11 protein-coding genes and 3 pseudogenes are annotated in these 12,637 nt (G+C 56.7%); 12 read left to right on the top strand and 2 right to left on the bottom strand.

The features are described 5' to 3' along the window. Nucleotides 1–100: 100 nt before the first annotated feature. Nucleotides 101–880 (bottom strand): DeoR/GlpR family DNA-binding transcription regulator, encoded by a 780-nt coding sequence (locus AKU94_RS06220; protein ID WP_050526434.1) that lies wholly within the window; start codon nt 878–880, stop codon nt 101–103. 203 nt (nt 881–1,083) lie between these two features. Here AKU94_RS06220 and AKU94_RS06225 point away from each other — a divergent pair, with 203 nt between their 5' ends. From AKU94_RS06225 to wrbA, 5 genes are all read left to right on the top strand, one after another. Then, entirely contained in the window at nt 1,084–1,965 is an 882-nt protein-coding gene (locus tag AKU94_RS06225; protein WP_050526435.1) for a choline kinase family protein, read from the top strand. Nucleotides 1,966–1,977: 12 nt separating this feature from the next. Beyond that, nucleotides 1,978–4,425: a GcvT family protein gene (locus AKU94_RS06230; protein ID WP_050526436.1), complete on the top strand. Its 2,448-nt coding sequence runs from the start codon at nt 1,978–1,980 to the stop codon at nt 4,423–4,425. A 155-nt stretch (nt 4,426–4,580) separates the two neighbouring features. Further along, entirely contained in the window at nt 4,581–5,789 is a 1,209-nt protein-coding gene (eutH, locus tag AKU94_RS06235) for an ethanolamine utilization protein EutH (RefSeq protein ID WP_050526437.1), read from the top strand. A 98-nt stretch (nt 5,790–5,887) separates the two neighbouring features. Further along, nucleotides 5,888–6,250, top strand: coding sequence for a hypothetical protein (locus AKU94_RS19615; protein WP_157056441.1), 363 nt, complete (start codon nt 5,888–5,890; stop codon nt 6,248–6,250). After that, complete coding sequence (wrbA, locus tag AKU94_RS06240) at nt 6,247–6,837, top strand: NAD(P)H:quinone oxidoreductase type IV (RefSeq protein ID WP_050526438.1); 591 nt, start codon at nt 6,247–6,249, stop codon at nt 6,835–6,837. Before AKU94_RS19615 ends, wrbA begins: the two co-directional genes overlap by 4 nt. A 439-nt stretch (nt 6,838–7,276) precedes the next feature. On the opposite strand, the gene AKU94_RS06245 is transcribed toward wrbA, so the two are convergent. Next, complete coding sequence (locus tag AKU94_RS06245) at nt 7,277–8,194, bottom strand: LysR family transcriptional regulator (protein WP_050526439.1); 918 nt, start codon at nt 8,192–8,194, stop codon at nt 7,277–7,279. A 107-nt stretch (nt 8,195–8,301) separates the two neighbouring features. Here AKU94_RS06245 and AKU94_RS06250 point away from each other — a divergent pair, with 107 nt between their 5' ends. The 7 genes and pseudogenes from AKU94_RS06250 to AKU94_RS19080 all read left to right on the top strand — a co-directional run. Beyond that, nucleotides 8,302–9,234 (top strand): VOC family protein, encoded by a 933-nt coding sequence (locus AKU94_RS06250; RefSeq protein WP_050526440.1) that lies wholly within the window; start codon nt 8,302–8,304, stop codon nt 9,232–9,234. Between the two features lie 35 nt (nt 9,235–9,269). Then, on the top strand, nt 9,270–9,854 hold the full coding sequence (locus tag AKU94_RS06255; protein WP_232295698.1) for an alpha/beta hydrolase: 585 nt from the start codon (nt 9,270–9,272) through the stop codon (nt 9,852–9,854). Between the two features lie 35 nt (nt 9,855–9,889). Next, nucleotides 9,890–10,117 carry a pirin family protein gene (locus AKU94_RS06260; protein WP_050526442.1) on the top strand — a complete coding sequence of 76 codons (228 nt, stop codon included), beginning with the start codon at nt 9,890–9,892 and terminating at the stop codon, nt 10,115–10,117. Continuing rightward, nucleotides 10,102–10,677 (top strand): annotated as a pseudogene (locus AKU94_RS06265) (FecCD family ABC transporter permease); the annotation flags it as partial. The gene AKU94_RS06260 and the pseudogene AKU94_RS06265, both read left to right, overlap by 16 nt. Continuing rightward, a pseudogene (locus AKU94_RS06270) lies at nt 10,674–11,432 on the top strand (ABC transporter ATP-binding protein); the annotation flags it as partial. The pseudogenes AKU94_RS06265 and AKU94_RS06270, both read left to right, overlap by 4 nt. A gap of 90 nt (nt 11,433–11,522) precedes the next feature. After that, on the top strand, nt 11,523–11,867 hold the full coding sequence (locus AKU94_RS19970) for a pseudoazurin (RefSeq protein ID WP_269744958.1): 345 nt from the start codon (nt 11,523–11,525) through the stop codon (nt 11,865–11,867). A gap of 114 nt (nt 11,868–11,981) precedes the next feature. Further along, nucleotides 11,982–12,637, top strand: a pseudogene (locus AKU94_RS19080) (transposase); the annotation flags it as partial.

Here is a 12,637-nt window from a genome sequence, read left to right on the forward strand (position 1 = left end):
AAGATTGCCATGCAGAAGGCTATGCTATTGGTGCGCCTGTCTTTCTGGAAACCGTCAGGTGGCATCACGCCCCTGCCCCACCTCATCTGCCAAGATGGGCCTATTCTGCCGGCAGAAACTCGATCCCATGCCCCTTGAGCATTCTGCCGATATCATCCGGCGGGGGGGCATCGGACACCAATATGTCAAAGCGGTCGGCATGATCGAGCATAACCGGCGCGCGTTTTGCGAATTTCTCGGCAACGGTCACGACGATGCACACCTGCGCGTTCCGGGCCGCTATACGGGCGATATTGGCCTCTTGGAAATCATGCAGCATGAACCCGGATTCGGCATTGACCGCCCCGATGGAAAAAACTGCGAACTGGGTATTGAACCGCCCGACCAGCTCCAGCGCCTCGGCCCCGAACGCGCCGCCGTCATGGGGGCGCAACTCTCCTCCCGCCAGAAACACCCGGTTGCCATTGCGCATCGAAAGGGTCTGCGCCACGAAAATCGAGTTGGTCACAACGTAAAGCTTTTTATGCGCGCGCAGCGCCATGGCAACATAGGCCGTGCTGGAACCGACATCGAGAAAAACCGAATCCCCGTCGCTGATCAGCCCCGCCACCCGCGCGGCAAGCCGCTCTTTGACCGATGACTTTTCATCCATACGGTTCTGGAATGGCGCCTCATGCAGCCGGTGCACCAGATGGACACCGCCATGCACCTTGCGCACGATCGCATTATCCTCTAGCGAGCGGAGGTTGCGCCGGATGGTTTCCTTGGACACGCCAAGACGTTCCGCCAGAAAATTCACCCGACAAGAGCCGCCCGCCCGGCGCAGCTCTGTCAGAATTTCTTCTTCGCGTTGATTTGTGGTTTTGGCGTCTTGGGTCATAAGGGCTCGGGGTGTTTTGTTGTTTATGAGCAATACGACGAAAACGATTGCCACAAAATGCCAAATTTTAAGCACAGGGAAAAAAACGTATGTGGCTAAATGTGTTTTTATTGACAGAAGATGAACGTTAATGCACGGTTTTAGTGGGGGAAGCCTAGTGTTCCCGATTAAATCGAACACTTTGCACCGTGGAAGGGGACAGGATGGACCATAGGGAACGCATTCGGGGCATAAAAGCTTTGCCGTGTTGGGTGGGCGATGTTTCACTTTCGCCTCTGGAGGGTGGCATTACCAACCTCAACTTTCTGGCCGAGGATGCCGAAGGGCGATATGCGGTGCGCGTTGGCTCTGACATCCCCGAACATCACGTCATGCGATTCAATGAGCTGAGCGCGATGCATGCCGCCTATGCCGCCGGTGTCGCCCCCCGCGTGAAATATGCAGAGCCTGCGATCACTGTCCTTGATTTCGTCGACAGCCACACGCTGACGCCAGAGGATGTCACCGCCCCCGAAATGCTGCCCCGGATCATCGATCTGGTAAAATGCTGCCACCAAGAGGTGCCCAAACACCTGCGCGGTCCGGCGTTGATCTTTTGGGTGTTCCATGTGATCCGCGATTACGGTGCCACCCTGTCCGAACGCGGTAGTACCTATGCCGATCTGATTGACGAGTTGGTCAGCCATGGCAATGCGCTAGAGGCCGCTGCCGGCCCGTTTGATGTGGTCTTTGGCCATAATGATTTGCTGGCAGGAAATATTCTGGATGACGGCAAGCGTCTGTGGCTTATCGATTATGATTATGCCGGTTTCAACAGCCCGTTATTCGATCTTGGTGGGTTGGCATCCAATAACAACCTGTCGGAAAAACAAGAGCAAGCCTGTCTGGAACAGTATTTCGAGACCCCTGTCACGGGCGAGTTGTTGCACCGCTATTCGGCCATGAAATGCGCATCGCTCTTGCGCGAAACCATGTGGAGCATGGTGTCGGAGCTCACCTCCGAACTGGACTTCAACTATGCCGCCTACACCGCTGAAAACCTTGATGCCTTTCGGCACTCCTATGCTGATTTCAAGACTATATAAGGACCGACCTGAATGACTGACCTGCCAACATCTGCCAAAGCTGTAATCATCGGGGGGGGGATCGTCGGGGTCTCTACGGCATATCACCTTGCCAAGCTGGGCTGGACCGATACCGTCCTGCTGGAGCGCAAGAAGCTGACCTCGGGCACCACATTTCATGCTGCGGGCCTTGTGGGCCAGCTGCGTTCAAACGCCAATATCACCCAGTTGCTGGGCTATTCGGTTGATCTTTACAACAAGCTGGAGGCCGAAACCGGGTTGGGCACCGGCTGGAAGATGAACGGCGGGCTGCGGCTGGCCTGTAATGAGGAACGTTGGGCCGAGGTCAAGCGTCAGGCCACAACCGCCCATAGTTTCGGGCTGGAGATGGAGCTGTTGACCCCTTCCGAGGCGCAAAAGCTCTGGCCGTTGATGAATGTCGATGATGTGGTCGGCGCGGCCTTCATGCCGACGGACGGTCAGGCAAATCCTTCCGATATCACCCAAGCCTTGGCCAAGGGTGCGCGGATGGCGGGGGCTTCGATCTTTGAAGACACCAAGGTTATCGATCTTGAGATCGAAAAGGGCCGAATTCGCGCCGTCATTACCGACAAGGGCCGCATCGAATGTGAGCGGGTGATCTGTTGTGCCGGTCAATGGACACGCGCCTTTGCCGCCAAATTTGGCGTCAATGTGCCGCTGGTGTCGATGGAGCACCAATATATGGTCACCGAGGCCATTGAGGGGGTAACCGCCAATCTGCCAACCCTGCGCGATCCCGACCGGCTGACCTATTACAAGGAAGAGGTCGGCGGGCTGGTCATGGGCGGCTATGAGCCGAACCCGATCCCTTGGGCCAATAACGGCATTCCCAAAGGGTTCCATTACTCCCTGCTCGACAGCAACTTTGACCATTTTGAACAGTTGATGGAGCTGGCGCTTGGTCGCGTCCCTGCCCTTGAAACGGCCGGTATCAAAACCCTGACCAATGGTCCCGAAAGCTTTACGCCGGATGGCAATTTCATCATCGGTGAGGCGCCCGAGCTGAAGAACTTCTATGTCGGTGCCGGCTTTAACGCCTTTGGCATCGCGGCAGGTGGCGGCGCGGGGATGGCGCTGGCGGAGTGGGTCCATAAAGGGGAGCCGCCGTTTGACCTGTGGTCCGCCGATATCCGCCGCTTTGGTGTGCCGCATTTCGACACCGATTGGGTCCGCACCCGTACCGTTGAAGCCTATGCCAAACATTACACAATGGCATGGCCGCATGAGGAAAACCGTTCGGGTCGGCCTTGCCGTAAATCGCCGCTTTATGACCGGTTGGAAAAACAAGGCGCCTGTTTCGGTGAAAAGCTGGGCTGGGAACGTCCGAACTGGTTTGCCGATAAATCCCTCGGAGAGACACCCAAAGACACCTACAGCTTTGAGCGCCAGAACTGGTTTGCCGCGGTCGGGCGCGAACATCGCGCCGCGCGTGAGGCAGCGGCCCTCTTCGATCAAAGCTCTTTCGCCAAATTCATCCTCAAAGGCCCTGATGCGCTGAAGGCGCTAAGCTGGATCGCCTCCAATGATGTCGACAAGCCCGTGGGAACCCTGACCTATACGCAGATGCTCAATGATCACGCAGGCATCGAAAGCGATCTGACCATCGGGCGCATCGGCGAGGAAGAGTTCTACATCGTCACCGGCACCGGCTTTGCCACCCATGATTTCGACTGGATCAAGCGCAATATCCCCGAGGGCTACAACTGTCAGCTTTTCGATGTGACCTCCTCGCGGGCGGTGCTGACGTTGATGGGGCCAAAGGCACGCGATATCCTGAGCGCGGTCACCCGTGATGATATCAGCAATGAGGCCTTCCCCTTTGGCACGCTTAAACCCATTGGTATCGCAGGCTGCCGGGCCGATGCGCTGCGCGTCACCTATGTTGGCGAATTGGGTTGGGAGCTTCACCTGCCCGTTGAATTCGCCACCACCGTTTATGATGCGATCATGGCGGCGGGGGCCGAACACGGGCTGGTCAATGCGGGCTACCGTGCGATTGAATCGCTGCGGCTGGAAAAGGGGTATCGTGCTTGGGGCTCCGATATCGGTCCCGATCACACGCCGTTCGAGTCCGGCCTTGGCTGGGCGGTAAAGCTGCGCAAGGACATTCCTTTCAAGGGACGTGAGGCGGCGCAGGCCCAAAAAGAAGCCGGCGTCAAAAAGCTGATTGCCTGCTTTACCACCGATCCGTCCGTGGTGCTTTTGGGCCGCGAGACAATCTACCGCGACGGTGAACGTGTCGGCTGGCTGACCAGCGGCGGCTTTGGCTATACGGTCGAAAAATCCATCGGCTACGGCTATGTGCGCAACCCCGAGGGCGTTACCCGCGCCTATGTCGAGGCGGGCAGCTATGAGCTGGAGGTCGGCACCGAGCGCGTCCCATGCGAGGTGCATATGGTCCCGCTCTATGACCCGAGCATGTCGCGTGTGAAGGCGTGACGGCACATAAAAACCAGTGACCACAACCGGCTCTGCATTGCAGGGCCGGTCTTGCAAGGTCCATAGGCATGAAATCCGACGGGGCGATCCGACCCGGTCCAACTGATGACAAGGCCGGTCAACGGCCGCATATTTTTACAACATGGAGATAAAGCATGGAAATAATTGGGACAGTTATCATCTACATCATAATGGCCTGCGCCGTTATCGGTGCCTTTGCCTATATACGTGATCCCGAATCCGGGCTTGGCAAGGAGTTTCAGGAAGGGCTTTATTCGATCGGTCCCATCTTTGTGCCGGTGGCTGGTATCATGGCGGCCATCCCCTATTTGTCGCAATTTGTCAGCGCCGTTGTCGGGCCGCTTTTTGCGATGATCGGGGCAGATCCGGCCATTGCCGCCACCACGATCATTGCCATCGACATGGGCGGCTATCAGCTGGCCAATGTTCTGGCGCAAAGCCGCGAATCCTGGATTATCGCGACGCTGGTGGGCTATATGGCCGGTGCCACGATCATCTTCTCGATCCCCGTCGGGCTTTCGATGCTCAAGAAATCGGACCACCCCTATATGGCGCTTGGGATTATGTCGGGGATCCTGAGCATTCCTATCGGGGTGTTCATTTCGGCGCTTTTGATCATGCTGGGCGATGTTCAGGTGCGGCCCGAGATTGCGGCCACGGGGGATGCGACCCTGTCGCTGGCATTGGATATCGGATCGATCCTGCGCAATCTGGCACCGCTTGCGATTTTTTGTGTGGCCATTGCCCTTGGCCTGCGGTTCGCGCCCAATGCGATGATCAAAGGATTTCTGTGGTTCGGCAAGATCATGTATGCGGGGATCACGCTGGTTCTGGTATTTTCCATCGTGGAATATTTCACCGGCATTTTCTCGACCGTTCTGGGCGGCTGGGGCTTTGATCCGATCATCGCAGATGAGGCCGACCAGTTCCGCGCGCTAGAGATTGCGGGCTATATCGGCATCATGCTCTCGGGGGCCTTCCCGATGGTCTATCTGGTCACCAAATATCTCGCAGGCCCGATGGAGGCGATGGGCAGTGCGATTGGTGTGTCGCCGCGCGGAGCCGCAGGGCTTTTGGCGGCGGTGGCCAATGTGCTGGCGATGTACCGTCTGATCGGTGATATGCCAGCCCGTGACAAGGTCCTCGCCATTGCATTTTGTGTCTGTGCGGCCTTTTCCTTTGGCGACCATCTGGCATTTGCCGCGAACTTTCAGCCTTCCATCATCTTGCCTTTGCTCTTGGGCAAGCTCGGTGGCGGAATATGCGGTTTTGTCATCGCGCTGTGGCTTTCGGTGCCCAAAGCCCGCGAAATCGAGGCAGGGCAGATCGCTGCTGTAGCTTAACAGGCCTGACCTTTTGTTCATCCGGCCAATCGGGCGCCCATTCACGCGGGCGCCCGATTGCGTAGCTGACACGCCGATCCTGCCCGGCAAGGCCGATATTGGGCTTCTACGAATACCTAACCGTTGTTGCGCGGGCGCTGCGGGTCACACCCCTTGACGTCAAACCAATTTCCTTTTTCTCTCTGCGGGCGACATCAACGGCGACAACCCGCAAGCCTCTGACCTTTCTTCTCGTGGCGATGCGCGGACGTCAGGGCAATTCCCAAATTATTGCAATTCCAACAACAGTAAATGAAATACTATTTCTATATTCGTCAATCATCAGTACTCCTATAGTCAACAGCGAGAGGATTGAGGTGCTTGGATTCTATGTGCCTCCCCATCCGATCCGGACCGTTCTTGCCTATGCAAAGATCGCTCCGGTTCGCCTTGAAACCGAACTTCAACGGAGAGAGAAATGACCGTCAAACTCGCAATCATCTATTATTCCAGCTATGGCACCAACCATCAGATGGCGACGATCGCTGCCCAAGCTGCAAAAGCTGCGGGTGCCGAAGTGCGCCTGTTGAAAGCGCGCGAAACGGCCCCTGCCGAAGCGGTCAACAGTCAGGACGCGTGGAAAAACCATCTTGAAGCGACCAAAGACATTCCCGAGGCCACGGCTGAAGATATGGAGTGGGCTAATGCCTATCTTATTTCTTCGGGAACACGCTTTGGCGTGATGACAAGCCAAATGCGCGCCTTTATCGACACGCTGGGTGGTGTCTGGAGCAAAGGCGGCCTTGCGAACAAACCGATCTCTGCGATGACCTCCGCTCAAAGTCCACATGGCGGGCAGGAAACAACGCTTCAATCCCTTTACACCACCGCGATGCACTGGGGAGGCATCATCGTCGCACCGGGTTTCACCGACGAGGTGATCTTCAAAACCGGCGGCAACCCCTATGGCTACAGCCACACGCAGGGCGGCGATTTTACCGACGAGGTGATATCCGCAATTGGCCATCAGGCACGCCGACTGGTCGAGGTGGCTGAAAAACTGGCCTAAGCCTCATCGCCCGGCACGGGCAGGCAGGTGTTGCCGCCCGTGCCATTTGCGCAAACATGTGCCTTATGGTGCCCCACATTCTGGCCCTCTGCGCCACGCATGATTTAACGCAGCCCTTCTGCACAACGCACAAGGGCCGATGCCCGACAGCGTCGCGTTGATCTAAGGCGGTATCCGCAGACATCCCGCTCTATCACGCCAACGAAGACGGTGCTTTGATTGATTACAAGATCTGCGACAGATTGGCTGGCTTTTCAACGTTCTCATCTGCGCAATCGGATTGCGCTATTTTGCGATGTGTGTGTCTGGTGAAATCAACAATCTGCAAAAGATGCATCGGGCAGATCACCGGACATCATCAGACGATCAAGGCTCGTCCAGTCACATTCATATCGGCACACATTCCATCGACCAACACGCAAAAACATGTCACGCCAATTTACTCTCTGCGCTGAAAGTTCAACTCGTCAACATCGCGCAAGTAAGATTCGAAGAAATCCGTAAATGTGGCGACCAGCGGCGGCAACACCTCGTAAGGCGGGTAAAATAACGTGAGCCAGAGAGGGTCGACAATCCAGTCCTCCAAAACCGGGACGACGTCACCAGCGGCAATTGCGTCCCGCGCGATGAAATCCGGTAAAAGGGCCATTCCATTGCCAGACCTGACCAGCGATGTCAGGAAATCGCCGTTATTGGCGATCACCGATGATCCGGCGGTGACATTGCGTTTCAAGCCATTCTTGCGCAGTTGCCAGACCTCAGGCTGACCACTTTCCGAATAGGACATGCAGAACACCGGCTCCAGATCGTCCGGAGACTGGGGCATTTGCATACGCTCGAACAAAACGGGCGACGCGACAATCTGGCGGGGCACCTCGCAGACCTTGCGCCAGATGGTCGACTTGTCGCTGGGCGGTCCTGATACGCGAATGGCAAGGTCAGAGGGCTCCTCCAGAATATCCACCAAGGTATCCGTCAGCTTTATATCAAGCGAGATGTTAGGATAGGCCAACCGGAAGCGATCGATCAACGGCGGCAATATCCTCAGCCCAAGAGACATGGGTGCATTGACCGTCAGCCGCCCGCGGTCAGGGCGCGTTGCCCGCATCAGCTCTTCGGTCACACGGTCGAATTCGGCGACGATAGATCCAAACCGCGCCGCAACAAGCGCACCTGCGCTGGTTATCGACACCTGCCGTGTCGTGCGCACCAAAAGCTGCTGACCAAGGTCCGCTTCCAGCTTGGCAACAATACGGGTGACCGACGCCGGCGTCATCTTCAGGTCGCGGGCGGCGGCGGCAAAGCTGCTTAATTCGACCACCTTCAGGAATACGCGGATTGGCTTGATATCTTGCATGCCCGTATTATTGCATTACGAACAACAGTAAATGCAACACCATTTCTATTCATGAAAACGAAACCGCACCCTATCTTGGCAATAGCAAGGATTAGAAAGGTTACACCATGATCAAGAACATCAATGGCCTGCATCACGTAACATCAATGGCGGGCGATGCACTTGAAAACAACGTTTTCTTTACCAACACTCTCGGGTTGCGGCGCGTCAAGAAGACGGTGAACTTCGATTCCCCCGACACCTATCATCTATACTACGGCGATGAGGTCGGCACCCCCGGCTCTGTGATGACATATTTTCCCTTTGCCAATATGGCCAAAGGCCGTCGTGGAACGGGCGAAGTTGGCACGACGGAATTTGCGGTGCCCAAGGGCGCGCTGGATTTTTGGAAGGAACGCTTGGGCAACTACGGCGTGACCGGCTTGAAGGACACGACCTTTCTTGGTGAAAACCGCCTGCAATTTGACGGGCCGGACGGCGACGGTTTTGCTTTGGTTGAGGCTGATGCACAGGGGCGTACACCCTGGACAGGCACAGACGTGCCAAAATATGCAGGCATTCTTGGCTTTCACGGGGCGCGTCTAATGTTGCGCGACGCGGCGGCTACGGGCGAATTGTTGGGTTTCATGGGGTATCAGAAGGATGAAACCGACGGCAGCGTCACCCGTTATCGTATGGAAAACGGCAACGGCGCGGATACGATTGATCTGGAAGAACTGCCAAGCGCGCGCCCGGCGGGCCAAGGGGCCGGATCGGTGCATCATATCGCTTTTGCAGTTGATGATCGCGCAGCCCAACTTGAGGTGCGCAAATTACTGATGGACACCGGGTATCAAGTCACACCGGTGATCGACCGCGATTACTTCTGGGCGATCTATTTCCGCACCCCCGGCGGCATTCTGTTCGAGGTTGCGACGAACGAGCCCGGCTTTAATCGTGACGAGGACACCAGACACCTTGGCGAAGCCCTGAAACTGCCCCACCGCTATGAGCCCCTCCGCCCCCAGATCGAAGCGTTGTTACCTGAAATTCCAGCGTAAAAGAGTCTTATATTTCAACCGATACTTATCACGCATTGACCAAAGCCCCCGCGGGTGGCGCGCCACTTATCTTTGCCTTTCACGGCACCGGCGGGGACGAGACGCAGTTCTTTGGCCTTGCCCGACAGATCGCGCCGGACGCTGGCATCGTGTCCCCTTGCGGGAATGTGTCCGAAGGCGGCGCCAGACGTTTTTTCAAACGCACAGGCGAAGGCGTCTACGACATGCAAGACCTTGCCAGACGCACCGAGGCGATGGCCCGGTTTATTGCTGCCCACAAGGCGGATAACCCGGGCAGCGCCGCCTACGGCTTTGGGTATTCCAATGGCGCGAACATCCTTGCCTCTGTGGCACTCAAACACACTGAATTGTTCGACCGCATCGGACTGCTGCACCCTCTGATCCCGTGGCCCTTGGGCGCGACCCCGGGGCTGTCGGGCAAGCGCGTGCTGATCACCGCCGGGCGGCGTGATCCGATCTGCCCATGGCCCGCAAGCCAACGGCTTATCGACTGGTTCACCGCCCAAGGCGCCGACATCAGCACCGAAATCCATGAAGGTGGCCACGATCTGCGCCAGCCCGAGCTGGTGGCTTTGCAAACCCTCCTGACCGCGCCTTGACATAACGGTGGCGCCCCCTCGAAAGGAAACATACGATGATCACGATCCACCCCAAAGCAGTGCGCGGCCATACGCGTGGCGGCTGGCTCGACAGTTATCACACCTTCTCGTTCGCGACGTTCAAGGATCCCAAGCGTATGGGATTGGGGAACCTGCGGGTGCTGAACGAGGATACAATCATCCCCGGATCCGGATTTGCCAGCCATTCCCACCCCGATATGGACATCCTGGTGGTGGCACGGGTTTGCGCGCTGCGGGCGTGATTGTGCTGGCGGGGATCGCGGGTTCACAGCTTTTCAACGCACTCACCGCTTTCATCATTGCCAAGTCCGCAAGTGCGGAACAGGCCCGCGGGATCATGTTCTGGTTGATGGGCAACCTGAGCGGGGTCCGCTGGCCCGATACCATCGCGGTTGTCCCCGCAGCCTTATTCGGTTTGGTCGCCTGCCTGTTCAATATACGGGCTCTTGATGCCTTCACCTTTGGCGCGGACAGCGCCGCATCATTGGGGATTTCTGTAAAGCGTGTTCAGTTCGGATTGATCGGCATCGCCGCGCTTATGACGGCGGCAATGGTATCTGTCACTGGCTCCATCGGCTTTGTGGGGCTCGTCATTCCACACGCCATGCGCATGGTCGTGGGCACACGGCACCGTGCCTTGATCCCGGCCTCGGCTTTGGCTGGTGCGATCTTTTTGATCGGTGCCGACATCATTTCGCGGGTCGTGATCCCGGGTCAAGTCTTGCCCATTGGTGTGGTTACCGCCTTGGTGGGCGCGCCTGTGTTTGCCCTCATTCTGATCGGACGGAGGGCGGCGATGTGATCCTACGTTGCGAAAACCTTGGCTGGCGTGTCAAACGCAAGGACATTGTGTCAGACGCGACACTAACGGTGAATGAAGGCGAAATGCTGGGCCTGATTGGCCCCAATGGCTCTGGAAAACCCACTTTGTTGCGCATGTTGGCAGGGGTCCGGCAGCCCAGCGTTGGCCGAGTTTTTCTTGATAGCACCCCGATGGCCGAGCTGCGTCAGCGTGACATCGCACAAAAACTGGCACTGGTGGAACAACACGCCGATACAGAGGAACGGATCACGGTTCGCGATGCTGTGGAGCTGGGACGCACGCCTTTCCTGTCCACCCTGCAACCTTGGAGGGACGCGGATGATTTTATCGTAAACCAGGCTTTGTCTGATGTTGAGTTGCACGGCTTTGAGGACCGGCTCTGGCATACGCTGTCCGGAGGGGAGCGGCAGCGCGTTCAAATCGCCCGTGCTTTGGCACAGCAACCACAAGTCTTGCTATTGGATGAGCCAACCAACCATCTGGACATCCGGCATCAACTGGCGATCCTGCATCTTGTCAAAAACCTGTCCATCACCAAGGTGGTTGCCCTGCACGACCTGAACCAAGCGATGATGTGTGATAGAATCTGCGTATTGCAATCTGGTCGGATCGAGGCCGTTGACACACCGCAAAACATTCTGAACGAAGAGCGCCTGATGGGTACTTTCGGCGTCTGCGGGCATTTCTTAACTGATCCGAATGACGGCACGACCGTCATCCGCTTCCACAGCGCCCACAAAGGAGACTGGCCCATGCGCCTGCTGCTTACATTGCTCATGATCCTACTGCCCAGCCTGACCTTGGCAGAAACCTACGAAGTGCAAATGCTGAACCGCAACGCTAACGGCTCCATGGTCTATGATCCGCCCTATCTGAATGTCCAAGTTGGCGATAGCGTCTCTTTTCTTGCCACCCGCCCCGGCCATAATGCGGTGAGCATCGATGGAATGGTTCCCCATGGCGCAACCCCGATCAACGGCAAACTGAACGAAGAAATCACGGTGACATTTGAAGTCGAAGGGCTTTACGGTATCAAATGCACGCCTCACTATGCCATGGGTATGGTTATGCTCATCGAAGTGGGTGAACAAAAGGCCAGTGCCGACGATCTACCGCAGGGCTTGCCGAAACGGGCAGAAGAGCGTCTACAGGCCTATCTGGAGCGCTGAAACGGAGGCAAAACAACAAGTGCCTTTCTATCTTATCTAGGTAGGTAATCCCCCCTAAAATTAGTGGTGTTCAAAAGTAGAATTTTCTCGGCAAGATATCTGAGGAGATTTACGATGAAGAATGGACGATACAGCGACGCGCAGATCATGGCGGTGTTGAAGCAAGCGGAGGGCGGTGTTCCGGTTTCTGAGCTTTGCCGGGAGCATGGAATGAGCAGCGCAAGTTTTTATAAATGGCGGGCGAAGTTCGGCGGCATGGATGCGTCATTGATTTCAGAGATGAAGGATATGGCGGAGGAGAACCGCCGCCTGAAGCGCATGTATGCCGAAATGAGCATGCAAAACGACTTGCTGAAGGAAGCCCTTGGAAAAAAGCGCTGAAGCCATCTCGAAGGCGGGAGATGGCCATGAATGCGGTCGCGCAGAACGGGGTCAGCATTGCGTTGGCTTGCCGTGCGTTTGAGATCAGCGAGACGTGCTACCGGTACGCCCAATCCTGAGCGACGAGAACGAGGAGATCGCCGCTTGGCTGGAACGGTTGACCGAGAATAAGCGAACCTGGGCTTTGGCCTATGTTTTTTGTATCTGCGCAACGTCCAAGGCTATGGCTGGAACCACAAACGCGTTTACCGGATCTACTGTGAACTGGAGCTGAACCTGCGGATCAAGCCAAAGAAGCGCCTGAAGCGTGATAAACCCGAGCCATTGGCTGTGCCTGACAGACCCAATGAGACATGGCCGATGGATTTCATGGCTGATCAGCTCGCAGA

Source organism: Pseudorhodobacter aquimaris (assembly GCF_001202025.1).
In the GTDB taxonomy this organism is placed as follows: domain Bacteria; phylum Pseudomonadota; class Alphaproteobacteria; order Rhodobacterales; family Rhodobacteraceae; genus Pseudorhodobacter; species Pseudorhodobacter aquimaris.

Coding starts and splice junctions, on each gene's coding strand:
- AKU94_RS06220 (WP_050526434.1), bottom strand. CDS start 880: ATGACCCAAGACGCCAAAACCACAAATCAACGCGAAGAAGAAATTCTG.
- AKU94_RS06225 (WP_050526435.1), top strand. CDS start 1,084: ATGGACCATAGGGAACGCATTCGGGGCATAAAAGCTTTGCCGTGTTGG.
- AKU94_RS06230 (WP_050526436.1), top strand. CDS start 1,978: ATGACTGACCTGCCAACATCTGCCAAAGCTGTAATCATCGGGGGGGGG.
- eutH (WP_050526437.1), top strand. CDS start 4,581: ATGGAAATAATTGGGACAGTTATCATCTACATCATAATGGCCTGCGCC.
- wrbA (WP_050526438.1), top strand. CDS start 6,247: ATGACCGTCAAACTCGCAATCATCTATTATTCCAGCTATGGCACCAAC.
- AKU94_RS06245 (WP_050526439.1), bottom strand. CDS start 8,194: ATGCAAGATATCAAGCCAATCCGCGTATTCCTGAAGGTGGTCGAATTA.
- AKU94_RS06250 (WP_050526440.1), top strand. CDS start 8,302: ATGATCAAGAACATCAATGGCCTGCATCACGTAACATCAATGGCGGGC.
- AKU94_RS06260 (WP_050526442.1), top strand. CDS start 9,890: ATGATCACGATCCACCCCAAAGCAGTGCGCGGCCATACGCGTGGCGGC.
- AKU94_RS19970 (WP_269744958.1), top strand. CDS start 11,523: ATGCTGAACCGCAACGCTAACGGCTCCATGGTCTATGATCCGCCCTAT.